General features: G+C 53.4%; 20 protein-coding genes. 4 read left to right on the forward strand and 16 right to left on the reverse strand.

The annotated features are described in order from the left end of the window. Positions 1-56: 56 nt before the first annotated feature. The 13 genes from MPQ_RS08250 to gltX form a co-directional block, all read right to left on the reverse strand. Complete coding sequence (locus tag MPQ_RS08250) at positions 57-1127, reverse strand: OmpA family protein (RefSeq protein ID WP_013442457.1); 1071 nt, start codon at positions 1125-1127, stop codon at positions 57-59. An 83-nt stretch (positions 1128-1210) separates the two neighbouring features. Then, positions 1211-1915, reverse strand: coding sequence for a (5-formylfuran-3-yl)methyl phosphate synthase (locus MPQ_RS08255; RefSeq protein WP_013442458.1), 705 nt, complete (start codon positions 1913-1915; stop codon positions 1211-1213). Then, positions 1912-2487 (reverse strand): DUF447 domain-containing protein, encoded by a 576-nt coding sequence (locus tag MPQ_RS08260; protein WP_041362735.1) that lies wholly within the window; start codon positions 2485-2487, stop codon positions 1912-1914. The genes MPQ_RS08255 and MPQ_RS08260 overlap by 4 nt, the downstream gene beginning before the upstream one ends. 44 nt (positions 2488-2531) lie before the next feature. Beyond that, positions 2532-3932, reverse strand: coding sequence for a DUF6513 domain-containing protein (locus tag MPQ_RS08265; RefSeq protein WP_013442460.1), 1401 nt, complete (start codon positions 3930-3932; stop codon positions 2532-2534). Next, positions 3908-4456 carry a flavoprotein gene (locus MPQ_RS08270; RefSeq protein WP_013442461.1) on the reverse strand — a complete coding sequence of 183 codons (549 nt, stop codon included), beginning with the start codon at positions 4454-4456 and terminating at the stop codon, positions 3908-3910. The genes MPQ_RS08265 and MPQ_RS08270 overlap by 25 nt, the downstream gene beginning before the upstream one ends. Positions 4457-4458: 2 nt before the next feature. Continuing rightward, a complete protein-coding gene (locus MPQ_RS08275; RefSeq protein ID WP_193373554.1) occupies positions 4459-5775 on the reverse strand; it encodes an adenylosuccinate synthase in 1317 nt (438 codons plus the stop codon). A gap of 71 nt (positions 5776-5846) precedes the next feature. Next, positions 5847-7052, reverse strand: coding sequence for an ATP phosphoribosyltransferase regulatory subunit (locus MPQ_RS08280; RefSeq protein WP_013442463.1), 1206 nt, complete (start codon positions 7050-7052; stop codon positions 5847-5849). A gap of 186 nt (positions 7053-7238) precedes the next feature. After that, the gene (locus tag MPQ_RS08285; RefSeq protein WP_013442464.1) at positions 7239-7427 is read right to left on the reverse strand and encodes a DUF2065 domain-containing protein; all 189 of its coding nucleotides are present in this window, start codon (positions 7425-7427) and stop codon (positions 7239-7241) included. Positions 7428-7430: 3 nt separating this feature from the next. Beyond that, the gene (gene hflC, locus MPQ_RS08290) at positions 7431-8303 is read right to left on the reverse strand and encodes a protease modulator HflC (protein WP_013442465.1); all 873 of its coding nucleotides are present in this window, start codon (positions 8301-8303) and stop codon (positions 7431-7433) included. 15 nt (positions 8304-8318) lie between these two features. Further along, positions 8319-9503: an FtsH protease activity modulator HflK gene (gene hflK, locus MPQ_RS08295; RefSeq protein WP_013442466.1), complete on the reverse strand. Its 1185-nt coding sequence runs from the start codon at positions 9501-9503 to the stop codon at positions 8319-8321. Positions 9504-9530: 27 nt separating this feature from the next. Next, entirely contained in the window at positions 9531-10670 is a 1140-nt protein-coding gene (hflX, locus tag MPQ_RS08300; protein WP_013442467.1) for a GTPase HflX, read from the reverse strand. Positions 10671-10694: 24 nt separating this feature from the next. Then, positions 10695-10937, reverse strand: a complete 243-nt coding sequence (gene hfq / locus MPQ_RS08305; RefSeq protein ID WP_013442468.1) for an RNA chaperone Hfq — start codon at positions 10935-10937, stop codon at positions 10695-10697. Between the two features lie 237 nt (positions 10938-11174). Beyond that, entirely contained in the window at positions 11175-12584 is a 1410-nt protein-coding gene (gene gltX / locus MPQ_RS08310) for a glutamate--tRNA ligase (protein ID WP_013442469.1), read from the reverse strand. 274 nt (positions 12585-12858) lie between these two features. Here gltX and MPQ_RS08315 point away from each other — a divergent pair, with 274 nt between their 5' ends. Beyond that, the gene (locus MPQ_RS08315) at positions 12859-14517 is read left to right on the forward strand and encodes a hypothetical protein (RefSeq protein ID WP_013442470.1); all 1659 of its coding nucleotides are present in this window, start codon (positions 12859-12861) and stop codon (positions 14515-14517) included. A gap of 12 nt (positions 14518-14529) precedes the next feature. On the opposite strand, the gene MPQ_RS08320 is transcribed toward MPQ_RS08315, so the two are convergent. From MPQ_RS08320 to MPQ_RS08330, 3 genes are read right to left on the reverse strand one after another with little or no spacing between them, the layout of a single operon-like run. Beyond that, positions 14530-15945, reverse strand: coding sequence for an efflux transporter outer membrane subunit (locus MPQ_RS08320; protein ID WP_013442471.1), 1416 nt, complete (start codon positions 15943-15945; stop codon positions 14530-14532). Next, entirely contained in the window at positions 15942-19055 is a 3114-nt protein-coding gene (locus tag MPQ_RS08325; RefSeq protein ID WP_013442472.1) for an efflux RND transporter permease subunit, read from the reverse strand. The genes MPQ_RS08320 and MPQ_RS08325 overlap by 4 nt, the downstream gene beginning before the upstream one ends. A gap of 12 nt (positions 19056-19067) precedes the next feature. Then, positions 19068-20282 carry an efflux RND transporter periplasmic adaptor subunit gene (locus MPQ_RS08330; protein ID WP_013442473.1) on the reverse strand — a complete coding sequence of 405 codons (1215 nt, stop codon included), beginning with the start codon at positions 20280-20282 and terminating at the stop codon, positions 19068-19070. Between the two features lie 120 nt (positions 20283-20402). Between MPQ_RS08330 and MPQ_RS08335 the strand changes: the two genes are divergently transcribed. The 3 genes from MPQ_RS08335 (at position 20403) to MPQ_RS08345 (ending at position 23781) form a co-directional block, all read left to right on the forward strand. After that, positions 20403-21038, forward strand: a complete 636-nt coding sequence (locus tag MPQ_RS08335; protein WP_013442474.1) for a TetR family transcriptional regulator — start codon at positions 20403-20405, stop codon at positions 21036-21038. Positions 21039-21351: 313 nt separating this feature from the next. Beyond that, a complete protein-coding gene (locus MPQ_RS08340; RefSeq protein WP_013442475.1) occupies positions 21352-23391 on the forward strand; it encodes a bifunctional diguanylate cyclase/phosphodiesterase in 2040 nt (679 codons plus the stop codon). Between the two features lie 48 nt (positions 23392-23439). Continuing rightward, positions 23440-23781, forward strand: a complete 342-nt coding sequence (locus MPQ_RS08345) for a hypothetical protein (protein ID WP_013442476.1) — start codon at positions 23440-23442, stop codon at positions 23779-23781. The last annotated feature ends 14 nt before the right edge of the window (positions 23782-23795 follow it).

Raw genomic sequence — 23795 nt, forward strand, 5'->3', positions numbered from 1 at the left:
TGTTCAGCCCATAAAAAAGCCCCGCAAAGCGGGGCTTTTCAGTACAAAGATAACGTTTAGTTACCTGCGCGTTGTACTTCGATTTCTACCACAACACGGCGGTTAGGTTGCAAGCAAGCAATTGCCTTCTTGCCACGTACGCCTTGGCAATCAACCACTGGCTCAGCTTCGCCCTTGCCTACTGCGTGCAGACGGCTAGCTTCAATGCCTTGGCTTACCAGGTATTTCTTAACTGCATTGGCACGACGCTCAGACAGCTTCTGGTTGTATGCTTCATCGCCGATACGGTCAGTGTGACCAGTGATCAGCACCAGCTCAACTTCAGGATGAGCCTTCATCTTTTCAACCACGTCAGCGTTCAGAACCTTCTTGCCTTCTTCTTTCAGGTTGTCCTTGTCGAAGCCGAACAGCACTTCAGATTGCAGAGTCACCTTGTCGAAAGCAGCTGGAGCTGGACCAACTGGCTCTGGCTCAGCAGCAACAGGTGCTGGAGCTGGAGCTGGCTCTGGAGCAGCCACTGGAGTTGGCTCAACAGCAGCTACCTTTTCAGGAGCGCCAAATTTCCAGATCAGACCCAGGTTCAGGTAGTTGTTGCCAACGGTTTCCTTGTCGCCTTGAACTTCAGCACGGCTCCAAACGTGACGCAGGTCAGCCTGGAAGCCCAGACGATCGGTAAACAGGTATTGGAAACCCAGACCGGCATTGGCCATCCAGGAAGTGTTGCTGTCATCGTAACCAGCGGAACTAGGCTTGTAGTCAACGTTGTTACGTGCAGCGCCCAGACCAGCAAGCAGGAATGGACGGAATTTTTCGCGGCTGAACAGGTACAGAGCATCAACACCCAGCAGGGTTTGCTTGTACTTGCCACCTGTAAACTGCTTGGAGTCTTCATCAGCACGGTTATGGCTCAGGCCAACTTGCACATCCCAGTGCTCGCTCAGCTCCTTACCGAATTTCAGGAACCCACCTACGCTGGAATTCTCAGCCTTCAGGTCATTGTCAGCGTTCATGACGTTGATACCTGGCAGAGCGTACCAAGAACCTTGATAAGCTTCTTCTGCGCTAGCATGCAATGCAGCAAGACCCAAAACGCCAGCAACTGCAATGCTGATCAGATTTTTCTTCATATGGTTTAACTCCCGGTGACTGTAGATTTAAGACTTACTATACTTTAAAGCCAACTGTGCTTGCAAATGCTTAACCGCATAAACTACACAGCCAGCGCGCCTTTCAAGGCCATGTTGCAATTAAACAACATCTCTTGAACGGCAGCTGCACTTGTCGCAGATATTGTCTTCGTGCGATTTCCGTTCTGACATAACGCACTTCTGAAACCAAGGTAGTCAGGCTTCAAGGCTGCCAGAGTTTCAATATCCGACACCCTTAAAGAACCTGCCAACCCGCAGATCAGATCATTTGCCCTGGCCTCTTGCACAAACGCGCGCAATTGAGGCAGGCCCTGATGATCCAGAAGGCTGGAACCATTCTTGATAGCAGTATCCTGCATCACGCCATAAAATCCTGCCTCAGCAAATACCTCCAGAGGCAGAAACGTTTGCTGGCTGTCAGCAAATAACACGGCGACCACTTTGGTTCCCGATCTGGCAATTGGCTTTATTGCTTCAATACATGCCAACTGCTCGCCTGCGAACATGCCAACCTTCACAATATCCACGCCAGTGGCGGCGACCGCCTGTATGGCAGCAAGCACTGGTTTTGGTTCCATAACCAGATCACCAATCGTGGCACTGATGGGTTTGCGACCATCAACATAGCGGACAATTTGTTTAATCACTTCAATAGGTAACGCTCCTAGCGCCCCCATCGCAGGGTTTTTCAGATCAATAATATCGGCAAGAGATAAAACCAATTCGGTCTCTTGCAAACTATTGACGCTAGCCAACAACCGGCTCATTGCGGCTCCTTTGAATCACCAACGGCCAGGTGCTGGGCCACACGTTCTACCAGCCATTGCCAGGCCTCATGCTCACGCGGACCCGCCGTTTTTTCAATGGCGATTTTCAGATACTGCATTTCGGCTTCGATTTTTTCCAGCGGCAGCATGTGCAGTCGACTGACCAGCACCGCGAGCTCAACCACTGCCGCCTGGGCCCGGTTAAACCCACGAAATGCAGCATGTACTTCTTCATGCACCACGCGAAAATAAAGCAATGGGCGCTCGGCGTCTTCCACCACCTCTTCCAGCACCAACTCCCGGTGAGACAGCGCAGCTTCCAGCACATAGCCTTCAACCTGAGTGGCCTTTCTTACCGGCCATTCGCGATGACCACTCAGCGCGCCAGCAAACACACGCACATCATCGGTCAAGTTTAAGACAGCCGTGCGACGGGCGAGCAGATTGTCGAGACTGGTTGATGGACGAAAAGGCGCGATCAGAACAAAACCGTCCCGCTCCCTCACGCCAAAAGGCGCGATATGCGGAAGGCCCTGGGCGTCGGTACTGATGACGATGGTTTCATGGATCATCTCTCCCGGCTTCACCTGTTGATACTCTTGGATATTCATGACGTTCAGGATTTGTCCTTGCTGCGCTTTTCCTTCAGAGAGGCATCGCGGTGCGCCACTCTGGCTTCCGGGGCTTTTTGCACCGTATTGACGCCCCACTCCAGCTCTTCGTCCTGGCTGTAACGTTTTTTGAGCTGCCAGGCAATTTGCGCCCGGGCAAGCTCTACGCCTAGATAAAACGCATGAGAAGCGTCGTCATCGACTTTCAGATCAGGATACAGCGCAAAAGGATCAGTAGCGGTGAACAAGCCATCGCGGTTGTAGATGTGCATCCCCTCTTCGCTCACCTGAATGCGAAAGCTCGGATCCTTGATTTGCGCGGCCAACTCCGCGATTTCCTCAGCCGTGTAACCAAACGGACGGCGATCATGCAGCCCCAGCAAGCCATTGCTGTAATCCCGGGGCAAGCGCCTGTCCTCGCGCGCAGCGTACATGACACGGCGTGCGATATCGGCCTCAGCCACGGCGTTTGTGGCGTGGGGACTGACCGAGGTAGCCAGTACGGCATTGATATTCAGCTCGGTAATAATGCCAAACAGGATGGCATTGATGCCTGTGGTATCGGCATCCGTCAGTTCTGTCAGATTTCCTACCCCCATCATGATGTCGATGTTGGGATATTTTTTGCGCAGGCGCTGATAGCGGACAATAGAATCTGTAAGGCCAAACGGAATGGGGTCGAGAATGGCATCAGCAATGAAGGGCCGACCTTTTTTCAGCATGCCCTCTACCGCCCGGTAAAGCGACGGCAAACTGCCGGACTTGGCGGGGATCAGCACCGGGGTAGAGCCCACTTCATCGGCAATCCACAAGCTGTGTTCGGTCAGGCTTAACAGATAATCCGCACCTGCCTTGCCTGCCAACAGCAAATCATCATGATTCAATGAGTCAACGCTGACAGAAAATCCCTGGGACTTCAGTGCCTGTATGGCATCTGCCAGATGCGGGAAAGGCGTATTGGGCAGGCAGCCAAGATCAATAACATCGGCGCCCTGATCGCGAAAATAAGCAGCGCGCGCCACAATGCCCTCAACCGTCAACTGAGGCGCTTCCACAATCTCGGCAAAAATGCGCACGGCATGCTGTGAGAGATCAGGCGCTTTTCCGCCGTGGCCAAAAAACTGGGGCAAATCTTTCAGGTCTTCCGGGCCGCGCTCCACAGGAATGCCGTATTTATCTTCCAGAATGCGCAGATCACCGCGACACAAGCCGGGGATCAGCATCCGGTCAGCATCCCCTGCATCCGGCAGGCGACGCACGATAAGCTCAGGGGTCATCAATGCGGCGACCGAAACGCCAATCTGCGCGACACGGTATTTGAAATCGGTAGGCTGCATGGCTTCCAGCACTTTGTGCAGGCTTTTTTCAGCCAGCTTGCCGGTCAGGAAGAGGAGTCTCTCAGCCATGCCAACCGCGTCTGGATTGCTGCTTGCAACTGGGGAATATCGCCCGCCACTGTGGTGTCGTCAAAGGTCTTCAGCTTTTCCATGTTTTCGAGGTCGATACGGCGTGGATACACCTTGACCATATGCTCACGCGGGGCTTCAGACTCCAGCTCCGGTGCAGTATCGCAGGCAAACACAATACTTGGCACCCGGCACTTGCCTGCCTGCGCAAAAATATTGGTGACCAGATTATCCGAAATGCCATACACCATTTTCGCCACGGTGTTGGAGGTGGCCGGTGCAACAACGACCGTGTGGTATGCGCCATGGTAGAACAGTTCGACCGGCACCGAGCTGGCCGTTTTATCCTGATACACACGCCCCACATTATGCTCGTAACCGTATTGCTTCAATATCTCGGCTGCCGCCTTGCTCAGGAACAAATCCACCTGATCCAGCGTATTGAGGATATCAATGCACTCGCGCAGATAATGCCCGGAACCGGTAATGGCCCACGCCAGGCGCTGCTCGTGTATTGGTTTCAAGCCTAGCCTCCGAATGGGTGGCGCAGCACAATGGTCTGATCGCGCTCGGGACCGGTGGATACGATAGCCACCGGCACTTCGCACAGGGTTTCCAGACGCTTCAAGTAGTTGCGCGCATTGAGCGGCAACCCTTCCCAGGTGTTAATACCAAATGTGTTTTCAGTCCAGCCGGGCATGCGCTCATAGATGGGCTCGCAACGCGCAAGGTCATCTGCACCCACGGGCAAGAGATCAATCACCTTGCCATCCAGCTTGTAACCGGTGCAGATCTCCAGTTCAGGAATACCATCCAGCACATCCAGCTTGGTAATGCACAAACCCGTCAGGCCATTGATGCGGGCAGAGCGGCGCAAGGCAGCTGCATCAAACCAGCCACAACGACGCTTGCGCTTGGTGACGGTACCTATTTCGCGGCCTTTGTCAGACATCTGGAAGCCTGGAGTATCCAGCGTTTCAATATCCAGCTCGCTGGGGAATGGCCCGCCACCAACGCGCGTACAGTATGCTTTGGTAATACCCAGAACATAATCAAGCACCTGAGGACCGACACCGGTACCAGCGGCGGCCTGACCAGCCACGCAGTTGGAAGAAGTTACGTATGGATATGTACCATGATCAATATCCAGCAAGGTGCCTTGTGCGCCTTCGAACAAGAGCTTGTCACCTGCCTGATTGGCAGCATACAAGGCAGCGGATACATCGCCCACCATCGGGCTCAGTTGATCAACGCGGCTTAATGCCTGATCCAGCTCAGACTGGTAATCCACGGCAGCTACGCCCAGGTATTTGGTCAGCACAAAGTTGTGATACTCCATCACTTCGCGCAGCTTTTCGGCAAAACGCTCTGGGTAGAACAAGTCGTAAACGCGCAGCGCACGACGTGCCACCTTGTCTTCATAAGTAGGACCAATACCCTTGCCAGTCGTACCAATCTTGATGTTTCGCGCAGCCTCGCGCGCTTTGTCCATCGCCACGTGATAGCCCATGATCAGCGGGCAACCTGGGCTGACCATCAGACGGCTACGGACTTCCACACCCACCGATTCCAGACCCTTGATTTCCTCAAGCAAGTGGGCAACATCCAACACCACGCCATTGCCGATGTAACATTTGATGCCTTCACGCACGATGCCAGAGGGCACCAGATTCAGCTTGTATTCACGTTGCGCGGCGCCCTGCCCGATCACCAGGGTATGCCCGGCATTGTGACCGCCCTGAAAGCGCACCACACCCTGGGCGTGATCGGTCAACCAATCCACAATCTTGCCCTTGCCTTCGTCGCCCCACTGGGTACCAATAACGACTACATTCTTGTTCATCATGCGTTCTGCCAAAGTAATTTAATTACGAATTCGTTAATAACTATGTAACAAACCATGTAATAACGGCCTCAAAAAGTACCAACAATCGGGTTATCAGACATTGGTTTATCAGTTAAGGGAGGCATGGCCTGCACTTCCCAGTGATCGCCCTGCTTTACCAGCTGACGGTCACATTGCAATTCATTTCGATGAGACTCGTGTCCAGGCAACTCCTGGATGACGATCTGCCCTTCTGCACGCAAGGCATCCACTTTTGCAGTAAGCGCAGGATCATGATCGTACGGTGCAAAAATGGCCTGTGCGATTTCAGCGGGTGGCAATGCCGTGACCAGACCACGCAGATCCAGGCTGAAGCCGGTGGCAGGCCGAGCGCGGCCAAACGCAGAGCCTACTTCATCATAACGACCACCCAGCGCCAATGGGCCAGCGTAGCCCTGGGCATAGGCCGCGAAGACCATGCCACTGTGATAGTGATAGCCGCGTAATTCGGCAAGATCAAAGCAGACATTGACGTCCAGATCCTGCAATTGCTGAGCAACCTGTCGCAAATCGGCCAGCGCCGCTGCAATCGCGGATGTCGCTGGCAAGACCTGCGCAGCACGTTCCAGAACGTCTGCGCCACCATTCAGCTCAGTCAGCACGCACAGGGCGGCAGAAGTTGTAGCGTCAAGGCCCGCTGTCAGATTTCGCACCTCTGCCTGATCCTTGCTCTGCAAGGCAGCATACAAGGCCTGCTCAAGTTCTGAATTAACGCCTGCCTGTCGCACCAGGTGCCGGAAAATACCCACATGGCTGAAGTCCAGGTGCAACTGCGTCACGCCAGCCAGCTTCAAGGCTTTCACCATCAGGCGTTGCACTTCAATATCGCTTTCCACCCCGGCGTGACCAAACAGCTCGGCGCCAAGCTGCAAAGGCTCCCGGGTTTGGGCCAGGCCGCTTGGGGTGGTACGTAGCACACTGCCGGCGTAGCACAGGCGCGACACACCCTGATTATTCAGCATGTGTGCATCAATACGCGCTGCTTGCGGCGTGGTATCGGCACGCACACCCATCAGGCGCCCGGTCAGCTGATCCACGACCTTGAAGGTCGCAAGATCCAGATCATGCCCCACGCCGGTAATCAGCGACTCCAGATATTCCAGCAAAGGAGGAATCACAAACTGGTAACCGTGCACGGCAAACAGATCCAGCAATTGCCGACGCAAATGCTCCATGCGCGCTGCTTCTGCAGGCAGCACATCTTCTATGTATTCTGGTAAAAGCCAGTTACGCATAATGATTCTTTAGTGTTGAGGCGTGTTAACGGACATTACATGCTGTGACTGGAGTGGTGGGACGACCATACCCGCAACAGGAAGGCCTATATTGTAAACCACTCGCGGCTGCTTGCGAAACTCGGGCGCACGACCAGAGCTTCGAATGAAGGGAAAACGATGCCTCCACCTTTGCAGGTCTGGGCGTTAATTCTTGAAAAACAACAACAGCAACAGGCCGACACTCATGGAGACAAGACCAACAAACCGTAGCTGGCCGTCTTTCAACTCCACCATGCGCTTAAAGGTATCGCGCCAGGCTTGCGGGGCCAGCAGGGGCAGAACCCCTTCCAGCACCAGCATGAGGCCCAGCGCAGTTAACAAGGTTGAGTTCAAGCCTTATTTCCGGGGAGAAGGACTACGCAGGTACTTGAAGAAGTCAGAGTCTGGTTCCAGGACCATGACATCGTTCTTGCTCTTGAAGCTATTGCGGTAGGCATCCAGGCTGCGGTAAAACGCATAGAACTCCGGATTTTTGCCATAGGCCTGCGAGTAGATTTCCGAAGCTTTGGCATCACCTTCACCCTTGATGCGTTGTGCCTCACGGAAAGCCTCAGCAATGATGACCTCACGCTGACGGTCAGCATCGGCGCGGATTTTCTCGGCAGCCCCGGCACCTTGTGAGCGCAATTCGTTAGCTACGCGCTTACGTTCTGCTTCCATACGCTGATAAACAGATTCGCTAACTTCCTGAGGCAAGTCTACACGGCGCAGACGCACATCCAGCACCTGAATGCCGTATTCCTTGGCATCGCGATCTGCACGCTGACGCAGGATTTCCATGATCTGCCCACGCTCACCGGAAACAACATCGTGTATCGTGCGTTTACCAAACTCGGCACGCAAACCATCATTCACTGTCTGCGAGAGACGACGCTCGGCCTGCAGCTCATCGCCTTTCACCGATACGTAGTATTTGGCAGGGTCAACAATGCGCCATTTGACGAACGAGTCTACGAGCACATTCTTCTTTTCGCTGGTCAGAAAGCGGTCCGGCTCCACCCAGTTAAGGGTCAGGATACGCTTGTCGAAGTAACGTACATTTTCAACAAAGGGCATCTTGAAATAGAGACCAGGCTCTTTTTTGACCGACACGATTTCACCCAGACGGAATACCAGCGCGTACTCACGCTGATCTACCGTAAACGCGGAGAGGCTGATCAACAGCAAGGCTGCGATAAGACCGATTAACACTGTGCTTAAGTTTTTCATGTTGTTCGACGCCCCTTATCGGCTTTCACGATCACGACTACGGAAGCTGTCGCGTGAACGCAGATTATTCAGGTCAATTTCAGGCAAGGTGCTGGCTGGTGTTGTCGTTGGCGCATTCAAGGATGGCGCCGCCGTCGGCGTGCCCCCTGTGTTGGCAAGAAGCTTGTCCAATGGCAGGTACAGCAGGCTATTACCGCCCTTTTGATCAACAACCACCTTGCTCACATTAGAAAGAATCTGCTCCTGGGCATCCAGATAAAGACGCTGACGTGTCACTTCAGGGGCGCGCTGATACTGGGTTAACACCTGCTCAAATCGGCTGGCATTACCTTGCGCTTCGTTCTCAACACGCAGCTTGTAACCAGCCGCCTCTTCCAGAAGACGTGATGCCGTACCACGCGCTTTTGGAATGATGTCGTTGGCATACGCCTGACCTTCATTTTTCTGACGTTCCAGATCCTGGCCAGCTTTCACCGCATCATCAAACGCAGCCTGCACCTGCTCGGGAGGTTGCGCGTTCTGCATGGTGACATTCACGACATTGATACCGGTGTTGTAGCGATCCAGGATTTCCTGCATCAGCTTCTTGGCTTCAACCGCCACTTCTTCACGGCCCTCGTACAAGGCAAAGTCCATTTTGCTCTTGCCGACGATTTCACGAATCGCAGTCTCGGCAATGCCGCGCACGGACTCTTCCGCAGAACGGTTGTTGAACAACGCCTCTTCTACATTCTTGAGGTTGTACTGAACGGCAAACTGCAGATCAATAATGTTCTCGTCATCGGTCAGCATCAGAGATTCGCGCAATTCCTTGCTACGGCCTGAACCACCTTCAGCGGAACGGTAACCCACCTCAATGGTGCGCACCTGCTCCATGTTGATGACGTCCACACTTTCAACAGGGTAAGGCATGTGCCAGCGCGGGCCGGGCAAGGTGGTTTCCACGTGCTTGCCGAAGCGCAATACCACGCCGCGCGAGCCTTGGTCGACGATATAAAAGCCGGTGGCAAACCAGATCACGGCAATCAAGCCCACGATAGGTAGCACAGGAATACCACTGCCTTCGGATTGTGGCGACTGACCGCCCTTGGGGGATCTGCCAAACAGGCCATTCAGCTTGCGGCTGAACTGGCGCAATACCTCGTCCAAATCGGGCGGGCCGTCATTATTGCGGTTGCCCCAACCGGGATCGTTAGCCATGAGTTACTCCGAAAATCAAAAAATCGTTTATGTGGGGACTACATCCGGCGAGCTGGTTTCCAGCTGATGCGCAAACAGCATTTGCTGATGTTCGCGCAAACACTGGCGTACCAGTTCCAGTCCTTCACCGGTCTTGGCAGAAATACGAATGCGGCAAATTCTACCATACTCATCCCGCTCCAATCCCGGCTCCAGCCCTGCCCGGTCAATCTGATTCAGCACCAGCACCTGGTGTACATGCTCGGCACCAATTTCTTCCAGCACCTTATTCACTTGCGCAATCTGGTCATCTCGCACCGGACTTGCAGCATCAACCACATGCAGAAGCAAATCCGCCTGCACTGCTTCCTCCAGAGTGGCACCAAACGCTTCTACCAGGGCATGTGGCAAGTGTTTGATAAACCCTACGGTATCCGAAAGCACCACCGGACCGCCATCAGGAATATATAGCTTGCGCGAGGTGGTATCCAGCGTGGCAAACAATTGATCTGCTGCATACACACCAGATTGCGTGAGCCGATTGAACAAGGTGGATTTGCCCGCATTGGTATACCCAACCAGGGAAACTGACATGACCAGCGAGCGCTTGCGCGAGCGGCGTTGCATACCGCGCTGCTGCTTCAGCTTGGCAAGCTTTTCGCGCAATTGCTTCACGCGTATGCGCAACATGCGCCTGTCCAGTTCAAGTTGCGTTTCCCCTGGACCGCCGCGCACACCGATACCGCCTTTTTGGCGCTCCAAGTGGGTCCAGCCACGCACAAGTCGGGTGGATAAATGCTCTAGCTGGGCAAGCTCGACTTGCAGCTTACCTTCATGGCTTTGGGCGCGCTGGGCAAAAATATCCAGAATCAAGCCAGTGCGATCCACTACCCGGCTTTCGAGCAAGCGTTCAAGATTGCGTTGCTGGGATGGACTCAAGTCGTGGTTGAAGACGGCTACCTGTGCCTCATGTGATTTCAGGGATTCAGCCAGCTCGTCTGCCTTGCCAGACCCAACGAAATACTTGGCATCCGGCTTGGGACGCTTGCCTTCAATGGTGGCCCGGATATCCATGCCAGCACTGATGGCAAGCTGCCTTAGTTCCTGCAAACTTTCTTCATATCCTGAATCGCCAAAATCAACACTGACGAGAACTGCGGCATCTCCGCCGCTGGGGCGATCAAACATTGCTAAAGGTCACTGCGCTTCCTGTTACTCGGCGGGAGTAGCGTGGGCTGATGGAATGCTGACTGCGCGGGCGGGAACAATAGTCGAGATGGCGTGTTTGTATACCATCTGGGTCACTGTGTTTTTGAGCAGGATGACATACTGATCAAATGAGTCTACCTGGCCTTGCAGCTTGATGCCGTTAACCAGATAAATCGAGACAGGCACATGTTCCTTGCGCAAGGTATTCAAGAATGGATCTTGTAGCATTTGCCCTTTAGCGTTCATTTTTTTGCTCCTTTTCCTTTTAATTTTGTAGTCGGCGGGAGTTTAATTATTCAAGCAAACTCTACGTGAAAAAAATTAGCTAATCTAGTGAAAGCTGGGATGAATTCCAGATTCCCGTATGTCTAGTTGGGGATGTTTTTCACACCTACAAGTAGGCTGTAGAAAATTCGCTAAACTTTATCTACTTTGCCGACCATGGCCTTACGACTGCGAGGCAGTCAAATTGTTCTCAAAAATTTAAAATTTGCCGCTTGTGGTGAGACTTTCCCGGATACGGGACAGTGTTTCATCCTTACCCAGCAGCGCCATGACAGCATCGATACTTGGCGACTGCGCCCCTCCGGTTACCATCACCCGCAAAGGCATGGCAATCTTGGGAAACTTGAGGCCATTGTCCGATACCGTCGCCTGAATCACGTCATGAATACTTTCCGTGGTCCACGCAATATTCTCAAGCTTTGCTGCCATGCCGGCGAGCATAGGCAACACATCAACTGTTAAATGCTTTTCAGCCGCTGCCGCATCCGTCTCAGGCTTGCGGTAAAAATAGGCAATGCTGCTTGCGAGATCATTCAGCGTATTGCTGCGCTCACGGTACAAGGCAATGACGCCCGCCAGGTCAGGTCCATTTGCCGTATCAACGCCCAGCGCTGTCAGGCGCTGTTGAATATCGGCTGCGAGCAAGCTGATATCCGCCTGCTTGATGTAATGCGCATTCAGCCAGTTAAGCTTTTCCGTATTGAACTGGGCGGCAGATGGCGTGATGTGGTCAAGGTCAAACCATGCACAAAACTGCTCCATGCTGAATACTTCATCATCGCCGTGCGACCAGCCCAAACGGGCCAGATAGTTCAATACCGCCTCAGGCAAATACCCATCTTCATGGTACTGCATGACACTGACTGCACCATGGCGTTTGGACAATTTTTGTCCATCGTCGCCCAGAATCATCGACAAGTGGGCGTATTGGGGAATCTGCGCGCCCAGGGCCTGCAGCATATTGATCTGCCGTGGCGTATTGTTGACATGGTCATCGCCACGAATCACCTGGGTAATGCCCATCTCCCAGTCGTCCACCACCACACAGAAGTTATAGGTCGGGGTACCGTCAGCGCGGGCAATGATCAAGTCATCCAGTTCTTCATTGGAAATACGGATCTCGCCCTTGACCAGATCATTCCAGACCACAGCGCCTGTTTGCGGATTTTTGAAACGCACGACAGGCGGCACGCCTGCAGGAGGCTCAGGCAAGACCTTGCCCGCTTCAGGGCGCCAGCGGCCATCGTAGCGCGGCTTGATACCCTGCTGCATCTGTTGCTCACGCAATGCATCCAGCTCTTCCTTGCTGCAATAGCAGTAATACGCGTCACCGCTGTCCAGCAACTGCTGAATCACTTCCTTGTAGCGGTCCATACGCTGCATCTGGTAGAACGGACCTTCATCCCAGCTCAGTCCCAGCCAGGTCATGCCATCCAGAATGGCTTGCACGGCTTCCGGGGTTGAACGAGCCACATCGGTGTCTTCAATCCGGAGGATAAAACTGCCGCCATGCTTGCGGGCATATGCCCACGAAAACAAGGCGGTACGGGCACCGCCGATATGCAGAAAACCGGTAGGACTGGGAGCAAAACGGGTACGTACTGTCATGGAAAACGATCAATCAAATGAAAAGAGCGATTTTATCATGCCTGCCCTTTTCAATTCCCCTTATATGTACTTGGCGGAGGCTAATATTCCGCCTTGATTAGCAAGATAAGGCAAGGACTTAGATCCTTGAATAGCGACATTTCCATTCCCTCGGCATAAGCGCCGCAAATAAATCTCGCCTTGGTATTATTTGAGTGCAATTGTGGCTACAATAAAACCCGAATGGCATAAAAAATCCATATTGGGCGGCTATAACTCAGGGTAGGCACAGTGAATGAAGTCCATTATTAGAAGACTGATCACAAAAAAAGAAGCCACTACAGACGCGGGGCATCGTCAGTTTCTGAGCGAACTGCACGCGCTGGATGATATTGCCGCCCTGGAGGCCAGCACGCGCTTTCTTTCCGGATATAACGAAACAGACCGGGCAGCACAGCTGGCATTGCTGCATATTGATGAAGCCAACCATCCGCGGCTGGAAAAACTGCTGGACCAGTATGCGCGATTCGACAAGCTGCGTCCCGAACTGGAAAGCCGGATTGCCGAAGGCGGCTATTATTATCAGCGCCAGATTTTCCTGAGTTATGTTCAGCAGATTGAACTCCAGCAGCTCAAATTACCGCCGAACAACATTCCTCCACCCGAATCCTCGCCCTACCAGATCAGCCTGATGTGTGGCCGCGCATTGCATGCCGGCCTCTGCATGATCAAACTGCGCTACTTTCAGCAACAGGCCGTCCCTGCCGCCGCATGGCATCAAATGTTTCAGGTATACCGGCTGGCAGAGCGTCTTGGGCTGACATCCACGCCCTTGTCCATTTATGCAGATTGCCCGGAAAAATCGCTGGCAACCATGTTTGCCCAGATATGCATGCTGGATTCCATCAACCAATCTGGCATGAACCGGATACAAATTGAACTGACGTGGCAACTACTGACCAAGCTGCTGCGTAATGTACAAGTGGTAGATCATTACGAAGAACAGCATCATTTTTATTTCATCGATTTGCGCAAAGACCGCGGTGCACGCCGCATGCGCACGCTAGAACCCTCTCCTGAGTATCGCTACTGGTCCACAGATGACCTGTCGATGAGGATTGAATTGCTCAGCCATAGCCAGAATCTGCCGCAAGCCATGGCCAAGCTCGGGCTTTCAGAGTTTGCCAACAATCCGCATTTGAGCTCTCTGTTGCAGCAGCTTCAGTTTGACTGGTCAAAAAACGGCTATCGCCGCCAGCGCCGCAAGGAAGAGCGTCAATCGACCCTGCTGGGCACCCGGGTCATATTGGGGCTGGATGCCATCTGCATGCATCTGCGCACCAGGGCCGACAAGCTGGCATTGCAGAACGCCTACCTGACCGAGAATGCCGCTCCACTGGAAGAACGGCTGGCCAAGCACAGCGTGAGACGAAGCACCACATTTTCGGCGCCTGAGCCCAGCCTGAAAAACCTGCGCTGGACGGTGACTGACATGAGCCCCAGAGGCTATGGGGCAACATTGGAGAAAGACAGCGAGACCTCGCTGTCCCCCGGGATGATCGTGATCCTGTTGATGGAGGATCAAAAAGACGCTGGCATCATTGGCATTATCAAAAATGTCAGCGTGCTGGCTTCTGGCAAGAAACATATTGGCGTCGAGATTATCTCGCGCAATGCTCGCTGGGTGGCACTCAGCAATATGCAGGAGACTAACCCAGTCCTCACTAACGGTGCCTTGTCCGAGAGCCTGCCAGAGTTTTCCAGCCTCTACCTGCCCCCTGAGGAAGGCCTGGCAGGGGAACCCACGCTACTGGTACCGCGCAGTCGCTTTCTGCCAGATGTCAGCTACCGTATCCGCAGCCTGAATGAAAAATCCTTCCAGCGGCTGGAAACCGTACTGGAAGGACGTCACGACTGGTTACGTGTAGGCTGCAGTAGCCTGACTCAGGCTTAAGTAAAAGCAGGTTTACTTGTCACCGGCTTTCCAGCCACCACCCAGCGCCTTGAACAAATCGACACTGGCAGTCAGTCTCGCCTGGCGGCTCTGCACATAGGCCAACGCTGCATCGTTATAAACCCGTTGCGAATCCAGCACATCGAGGTAGCCAGAGTAGCCTGCCTTGTAGCGGTTTTCTGCGATATCCAATGCCTTCTTGGAAGACTCCTTGCTCGCTTCCAGCGCGGCTTCGCGTTCAGACTGCTGACGCAGATTGACCAAAGCATCGTTCACTTCCTTGAACGCCGTTTGAATGGCACTCTCGTAAGATGCCAGGGTTTGCTTTTGCTGCGCCGTGGCCTGATCGACACGCGAATTCAACCGGCCTGCATCAAAGATAGGCAGATTCAGACTAAGACCACCAGTCCAGATACGGGCGGCGGATTTCAGGATATCGCCCAGCTCGGCACTTTCGCCACCATAATTCGCTGTTAACGAAATAGTAGGAAACAGGGCCGCCTTGGCTACGCCAATGTTGGCATTTGCCGCGATCATGTTCTGTTCGGCCTGACGAACATCCGGCCGTGATTCCAGCAGGCTGGACGGCAGCCCGACCGGTGGAACGGGCGGTGTAGGCAATTGATTGAAATCCGCGGCAGGAATAGTCAAGGCCAGATCGCCAGTCAGCACGGCGAGCTGATGCTCCACGATGGCACGCTGCCGCACCAGGTCAGCCAGCTGCGCGGTCAGATTGGAGGTCGATACTTGCGCCTGATGCACATCCAGCGCAGAGGACACGCCCCCCTCCAGACGACGTTGCGTCAATGCCAGGCTTTCCTGGCGACTGTGCAGACTGTCTTGTGACAAGGCAATCTGCGACTCCAGGCTGCGCAGCAATAAATAATTGCTGGCCACCAGGCCCTGCAAGGACAAATCTACCGTATCGCGAGCGTAGTGGGTTGCCATCGCTTGCGCACGTGCAGATTCCTTGGCACGACGCAGCTTGCCCCAGAAGTCCAACTCAAAGGATGTACCAAGGCGAATATTGTAGTTTTCGCGTATGGGATCCACGCCTGAAGGCAGTGGGGTTGCACCCAGCTGGGTAATACGCGACCGCGTAGCGCTGGAGTTCAGGTCAATCTGCGGGAAAAGCGCCGCGCCTACTTCACGCAGGTAGGCATCCGCCTCTTCCACCCGGGCTACCGCCAGCTTGATGTCGGTATTGTTGGCCAGAGCCTTGGCCACCAGGTCATTCAATACCGGATCGTTATACAGCTGCCACCAGGTGCGGGAGATTTCAGCTTGATTGGTCGCATCGGCCTGCTCGGCAAACTTGGCTGGCACGGGCATCTCGGGCCGTTGGTAGTCAGGGCCCATCATGGCGCAGCCTGGCAGCAGTATGGCGGCCAATACAGCGATATAGGTCAGTTTCAAGCGTGGCATCATGCAATTTCCTTCTGTTCTTGTGCAGAATTATTTCTCTTCTGCGTTCCTGTCAACCATGTGAAAAACAAGGGGATAAATACCGTAGCAACAAAGGTGGCCAGCAGCATGCCGCCAAATACGCCCGTCCCCATGGAGCGCCGGGCAGCCGCACCGGCACCGCTGGCAAATACCAGCGGCACAATCCCCAGCACAAAGGCCATGGACGTCATCACGATAGGACGGAACCGCAAGCGGGCGGCTTCAACAGCAGCCTGTGCCACAGGCAAGCCCTCTTCCAGTTTCTGGCTGGCGAATTCCACGATCAGAATCGCATTTTTCGCGGCCAGACCTACCAGCGTCACCAGACCGATCTGGAAGTAGATGTCATTAGGCATGCCGCGTACCAGCACCGCCAGCAAGGCACCCGCCAATGCGAATGGCACGGCCATGATCACAGCCAGAGGCAAGGCCCAGGTTTCAAACTGCGCGGCCAGGATCAGGAACACCATGATGATGGCGAAACTGAAGGCATAGATAGCAGCCGAGCCAGTCCGTTTTTCCTGATAGGCCTGACCGGTCCATGTCATCTGGTAACCATCTGGCAGGCTTTGTGCCGCAATTTTTTCCACCAGCTTGATGGCATCGCCCGAACTCACACCCGGTGCACCACCCGCCAGCACTTTCGCCGCCAGCAAACCGTTATAACGCTCCAGCTGTTCTGCGCCCACGATTTCTCGGGTAGTGCTCAAGGCTGACAAAGGCACCATCTTGCCATCATTGGAGCGTACATATACGCGACCAAGGTCTTCAGGCTTCATGCGGTAAGCTGCCTCTGCCTGCAATTGCACGCGATAAGTACGTCCACTGCGGTTAAAGTCGTTCACGTACAGCGAACCCATGGTGCTTTGCAATGTGGCGTAGACATCCGAAATCGGCACACCCTGGCTGATTGCCTTGGCTTCATCCACCTCAACAAACAACTGAGGAACCGTAGGGCGGAAGAAGGTATTGATGCCAGCAAGCCTTGGTTCTTTTTTCAGGTCATCAATCAGATTGTTCACCACGGCAGACAGATGCAATGGGTCTGAATCGCCACGGCTCTGAATGTAAAGCTCCATGCTGCCCGAGTTACCCAAACCACGAATAGCAGGCGGATTGAAAGCAATCGCCAGACCATCAGGCTGCATCATGCCGATGCCGATCAGTTTCCCGACGATCTCATCTGCAGTCGTGGTACGAGCATCCCAATCCTTGAGACGGACAAACATGGTGCCGGAGCTGGTCTTGTTACCGCCACCGATCAGGTCAAAACCATTGATGGCAAACTCACTGCGTACGGCAGGATCCTTGGCAATCGCAGCACGCACCGCTTCCGTGGTGTTGCTGGTACGCGTCAGGGTCGCGCCATCAGGCAGAATAGTCGCTGCAATCACATAGCCTTGGTCTTCCGGTGGCACAAAGCTGCCAGGCACTTTGTACAGGAGGAAAGCTGCACCAGCCACGATGCCCGCAAACACAATGGCACCAATGATGGTATGACGCAGGGTCAGATTGACCGTGCCTGTGTAGAAGTTGGTCAGCTTTTCAAAACCGCGATTAAACGGACGGAAGAAGCGTGACTCTTCATGCACAGACTTCAATATCAGTGAGCACAAGGCGGGCGTCAGCGTCAGCGCCACAATGCCCGAGATCACGACGGCAACTGCCACAGTTACCGCGAACTGGCGATAAAGCTCACCGGCAATGCCCCCCATGAACGCAACAGGCACGAATACCGCACACAGCACCAGCACGATCGCGACCACTGCGCCCGATACCTGCTGCATGGATTTGATGGCAGCATTGACTGGCGAGAGTTTTTCTTCGCTCATCAAGCGCTCAATATTCTCCAGCACCACAATGGCATCATCCACCACGATACCAATCGACAGCACCATGGCAAACAGGGTCAAGGTATTGATCGAGAAGCCGAATATCCACAAGCCGGCAAAGGTACCTACCAGCGAAATCGGCACGGCAATGATTGGAATCAGCGTCGCGCGCCAGTTTTGCAGGAACAGGAACACCACCAGCACCACCAATACCATGGCTTCACCGAGCGTCTTCACGACTTCTTCAATAGATGCTTTCACGAAATCGCTGGTGTCATAAGGAATGGCATAGTCCACGCCTTCAGGGAAGCGCTGCTTCAGCTCCTCCATTCTCGCCTTAATGGCATTGGCTGTATCCAGCGCATTGGCACCGGTCTGCAGGAACACCGGAATACCAACACCGGGCTGGCCATCCAGCGAGGTGCGTACGTTGTACATCTGGGCGCCCAACTCAATAGTCGCCACATCTTTCAGGCGCAAAGTGCCGCGCGGGCCATTGGATCGCACAATAATGTCAGCAAACTGTTCCGGCTCAACGAGACGACCTTTGGCGGTCACGGTATACACAAGCTGTTGCTGGCCAACGACCGGCTCCTGACCGATCTTGCCAGCGGCGTACTGGGCATTTTGGGCCTGTATCGCGGTTGAAATATCGGTCGTAGTCACGCCGAGCTGGGCCATGCGGTCAGGCTTGAGCCAGATGCGCATGGAGTAATCCTGGGAACCGAAAATGGTAACGTCACCAACACCCTTGATGCGCTTCAGCTCATCCACCACATTGAGGGTGGCATAGTTGCTGAGGAACAGTGGGTCGTATTTTTTGCTGGGCGAAATCAGCATCAACGCCATCAGAATATCATTGGAACGCTTCTGCACGACAACGCCGGTTCTACGGACGTCTTCTGGCAAACGCGGCAAAGCGATATTCACACGGTTACTGACGTTGAAAGTCGCCTGATCCACTTCCGTACCGGTTTCAAACGTGGCAGTAATGGTCAGCGTGCCGCTGGAGTCGGCGCTGGACTGAAAGTACAGCAGGCCCTCCACGCCACTCAATTGTTCCTCGATAGGCGCAGCAACTGTTTTGGACAGGGTTTCGGCACTGGCACCAGGATACGTCGCCGTCACGATAACGGTAGGCGGCGCAATTTGCGGATACTGGGCAATCGGCAGCTTCATCGCTGCCGCAAAACCAGCCAGCACAATAATGATGGAGAGCACCGACGCAAAGATCGGGCGCGTGATGAAAAATCTGGTCATGACGTCTCCCGCTTAGGATTGCTTGGGTTTTTGTTGAGCCTCAGGCGCAAGAGTATCGCCTGGCGCACCTGCCGGTGCTGCTTCTTGTGGATGAGGGCTTACTGGGGCGCCTGGACGCAGCTTGATAATGTTATCAATAGCGACCTTGTCCCCTGCATTAAGTCCTTTGAGCACAATCCAGCCCTGCCCTTGCCAGCCGCCCGTCACGATGGGACGTGGAGTAGCTTCGTTCTTTTCATTGATCACAAAGACGATCTTACCTTGCTGCACATTCACAACGGCAACCTGAGGCACGATAAATACGCCGTCGCGCTGACCGGTGGTTACACGTGCACGAACGAACTGACCAGGCAGCAGGCGTTGATCTTCATTATCAAAGGTGGCACGCAATTGCTGGGTACCCAGGGTAGGATCAATCTGGCTGGCAGCAAAGTTGAGCTTGCCCTTCTGTTGATATTCACTGCCGTCCGGCAATACGACGCTAACCTGCTTCACATTTTTCTCAGTCAAGCGACCACCGAGCTGAGCGAGTTCGTTATCAGAGAAACTGAAGCGCACCCAGATAGGGGACAATTGAACCAACGTAGTCAGCAGACTTGAGTTGGCCTCTACCAGCGCGCCCTCAGAAAACTGGAAACGGCCAGAAACACCACTTACCGGTGCGGTTACCGTGGTGTAGGAAAGATTCAATTCAGCCTGGCGAACAGCAGCTTCGGCCGCCATAAGATTTGCATTGGCCACTGCGTTGTCAGATACGGCATTGTCGTACTCGCGCTGACTTACCGACTGGGTAGACAACAAGTTCTGCAAACGCGCCTCTTCGCGGCGTGTCTGTTCAATCTTGGCTTTCTGTTGTGCCAGCTCGGCACGCGCTTGCTGCAGAGCTATCTGATAAGGCACAGGATCAATCAGGAACATAGGCTGACCTGCTTTTACAGACTCGCCTTCCTGATACAAACGCTTGAGCAGGATACCGCCCACACGAGGACGCACTTCAACCTCTTTAGCCCCCTCGGTCTGAGCTACAGCTTCTGCCGTAATGGGAACGGTGGTGGGCTGCATCTCCATTACTGTGACTGGCATGGCGCCACCTTGATGTTGAGCAGCACTCTGGTCACCCTTGCTACATGCGCTGACTGCTACTCCAGCCATAAGTGCCAGCAGCAAGGATGCCTGGAACTTACTGCCGATACCTTTATTTCCCCGATCAAAATTGATGGCTGTCATCTGTAACTCCATGTCTAATATACAAAGATTCTTGACTTACATACGTGAATGTATGTATATTATATACAAACATGATTGTATGTAAACCCCATTTTATATAAGGTTATAAGCTTAAGTCATATGGTACGCAAAACCAAAGAAGATGCTGCTATCACCCGCCAACGCATTATTGATGCGGCACGCGAGGTGTTTCTAGTTCGAGGTGTCAGCAGAACCAGCATGGAGCAAATTGCTGCTCAGGCAGGCCTGACGCGCGGGGCGATTTACTGGCACTTTGACAGTAAAACCGAAATCCTTCTGGCATTGCGTGAGCGTGTGTTCCTCCCCCTGATAGACCGCATGGATGACACCTTGCTTAAAGCCGCTGAGGGTGCAGAAGACCCTTTGCTTAATATAGAACGTTTCCTGACCGAAACCATACAAGTGCTAAATGACAGTAGCGAGACACGACAGACTTACGAGATCATGATGATCAAATGTGAGTATGTTGATGAATTCGCAGAAGTTTTACAACAGATAGCCAACAATTGTTCCAATATCTCACGTAACATCGAGCGTGCTTATCAGCGTGCCCAGGAACTCGACTTGCTGGATACGAGTTGCACGCCTGAAGAATACGCGATGGACACTTATCTTTTTTTCAACGGCCTCCTCCATATGTGGATTAAAGATCCTGAAGGCAGCGAGCGACGCCAACAAACAACCGATTTCATACGCACGCACGTCAAGTTGCGTCGAAAGAACAAAAACGCATAAACAAGCATATTTAGGGTGCAAACATGTATTTTTGCGCACCGAAATATGGCATATCAGGGACGACAGGCCAGCTCTAAAGAACAAGAACGCCTCATATCAGTGCCCTGCTTTCTGGCCTGATCCTTGCTAAAAGCTATGCTGTTATTAAGACTTATTGGCATCTCTGCAAACATCAAGCTCATGACTAACCAAGACCATGCGACTCAGCTTAGCTCATCATAGTAAAGTCGAAGACTATACTACCAGCGTGAGTGCATTTATACGCAACTGGCTCCAGCACCGGGAGCACATACTGGACTCCCTGTTGAAAAACATGGAGGGCATGGCGTATTGCTGTCTGGTCGATGCGCATTGGACGATGCTTTTCATCAGCGATGGCTGTTTTGATCTGACAGGCTATCGCCCCGACGAACTGCTGCATAACGGTCGCACCAGCTTTGAAGAGCTGACCCTACCTGAGGATCGCGCTCGCATCAGAAACACTGTCGATGATGCATTATCCCGGCGTGAGCGTTTTGAAATTGAATACCGGATCATGACGATAGACGGTCAAATCCGCTGGGTGAATGAGCGCGGAACCGGAATTTTCAATCCACAAGGGCAAGTCGAGGCACTGGAAGGCTTTATCCAGGACATCACGCAACGCAAGCTGAACGAACAAGCCCTGCAGGAAGCGGAACGCCGTTATCGCAACATCTTCGAGAATTCAATCGAAGGTATTTTCCAGACCAGTCAAGACGGGCAGTACATCAATGCCAACCCCGCTCTCGCGCGAATTTATGGCTACGAGAGTCCGGAAGAACTCATTCAAAGTCTGAACAATATTGCCCAGCAGCTCTATGTGCAACCCGAAAGTCGCCAGGCATTTCTCACGCTGATGCAACTTGAGGACCGGGTAGTCAATTTCGAGTCGCAAATCTATCGCCGCGACGGCAGCACCATCTGGATTTCGGAAAATGCCCGCGCCGTTCGTAACGACGAAGGCAAGCTGCTCTATTTTGAAGGCACGGTAGAAGACATTACCGAGCGCAAAAGCTATAACGCCCTGATCGAATATCAGGCCACGCATGATGACCTGACCGGCCTGCCCAACCGCACCCTAATGCAGGACAGGCTGTTACAGGCCATCAGCTATGCCGATCGCACGGCATCCAAGCTTGCCGTTGTCTTTGTGGATCTGGACAAATTCAAAGACATCAACGACAGCATGGGACACTTTATCGGAGATCAGCTCTTGATCGCCATGGCCCGCCGCCTGGAAAGCTGCATACGAGACAGTGATACGGTTGCCCGGCCAGGTGGGGATGAGTTTGTCCTGCTGCTGTCCAATATTCACGGCATGGATGCCCTCAGCCAGACACTGCAACGCGTGCTGGCCCTGACCTCCGAGCCCTGCAGCATCGAAGGCAAGGACTTTACCGTCACCAGCAGCATCGGCATCAGCCTGTACCCGGACGACGGCAAGACCAGCGAAACACTGCTCAAAAATGCAGATACGGCCATGTACAAGGCCAAGCAGGAAGGCAAGAATAATTTCCAGTTCTATACACGCGAGCTGAACTCCATTCTGGTTGAGCGACTGGAGATGGAGTATCAGATGCGCAACGCGCTGGGGCACAACGAATTTCACCTGCATTACCAGCCCAAACTCAATTTGCGTACGCAGCGCATTACCGGTGTTGAAGCCCTTATCCGCTGGCATAACCCCAGGCAAGGATTGATCTCGCCAAATCGCTTTATTCCGATTGCGGAAGAAAGCAGCCTAATCGAGCAGATCGGCTCATGGGTATTAGAAAAAGCCTGCATGGAAAGCATCGCCTTGTCACAGCTTTCCGGATATGACGTACCAGTCTCAGTGAACGTCTCTCCCCGACAGTTTCAGCAGAGTAACCTTGTCGGCAATATTTCGCGCGTGCTGCAAGAGACGGGGCTTAAGCCCTCACTGCTCGAACTGGAAATCACCGAGGGCACGCTGGCGGACACTTCACCCCAGTTCATCAAGGTGTTGAACGACTTGAAAGGTCTGGGGATAAAACTTGCCATCGATGACTTTGGGACGGGTTATTCCAGTCTGGGTTACCTCAAACACTTCCCGATTGATAATCTCAAGATAGATCGCAGCTTTGTCATGGGGCTGGAAAGTGACACGGCAAATCAGGCTATTCTGAAAGCGATTGTGGCACTGGGCCATAACCTGGGTATTAACCTGGTAGCAGAGGGCGTTGAAACCGAACGGCAACGCGATTTCCTGCTCAGTATCGGTTGTGATGAAATGCAGGGCTTTCTGTTCAGTCAGCCACTGCCATTTGACCAGGCGGGGAAGCTGTTACTGGCGCAAGACAAGCTTGTGTAGGCCCTGCAATGCCGTTATCATGCGTTCAACAGCACTTCAGGAACGATTATGGATTTTCAGACTGGCCAGATTTGCAAGGGTGAAATCTACGGCAAGCAGACATCCAGCAAATTCGTGATGTATAACGTGCTCAAGGTGAGCAAAAACAACATCACCTTGCAAAACATCGACAATCCTCTCAGCCTGTTCGAAACCACCACGCAAAAACTGCTCGCCGCAGGCTACATTCGGGTGAGTCAGACACCCTACGTCAATACCGAAAAAACCGGCAAAAAACGTAAGGCGATCAAACAACCAGCGCGCTGTCCCTACACACTGGACTTTCTGGAAGAGCGGGCAGACTCCGAGCGCCCGCATCCCATCATGCCGGATTTATTCGGTAATCCCTGACCATAGTCTTCACT

Source organism: Methylovorus sp. MP688 (assembly GCF_000183115.1).
GTDB lineage: Bacteria > Pseudomonadota > Gammaproteobacteria > Burkholderiales > Methylophilaceae > Methylovorus > Methylovorus glucosotrophus.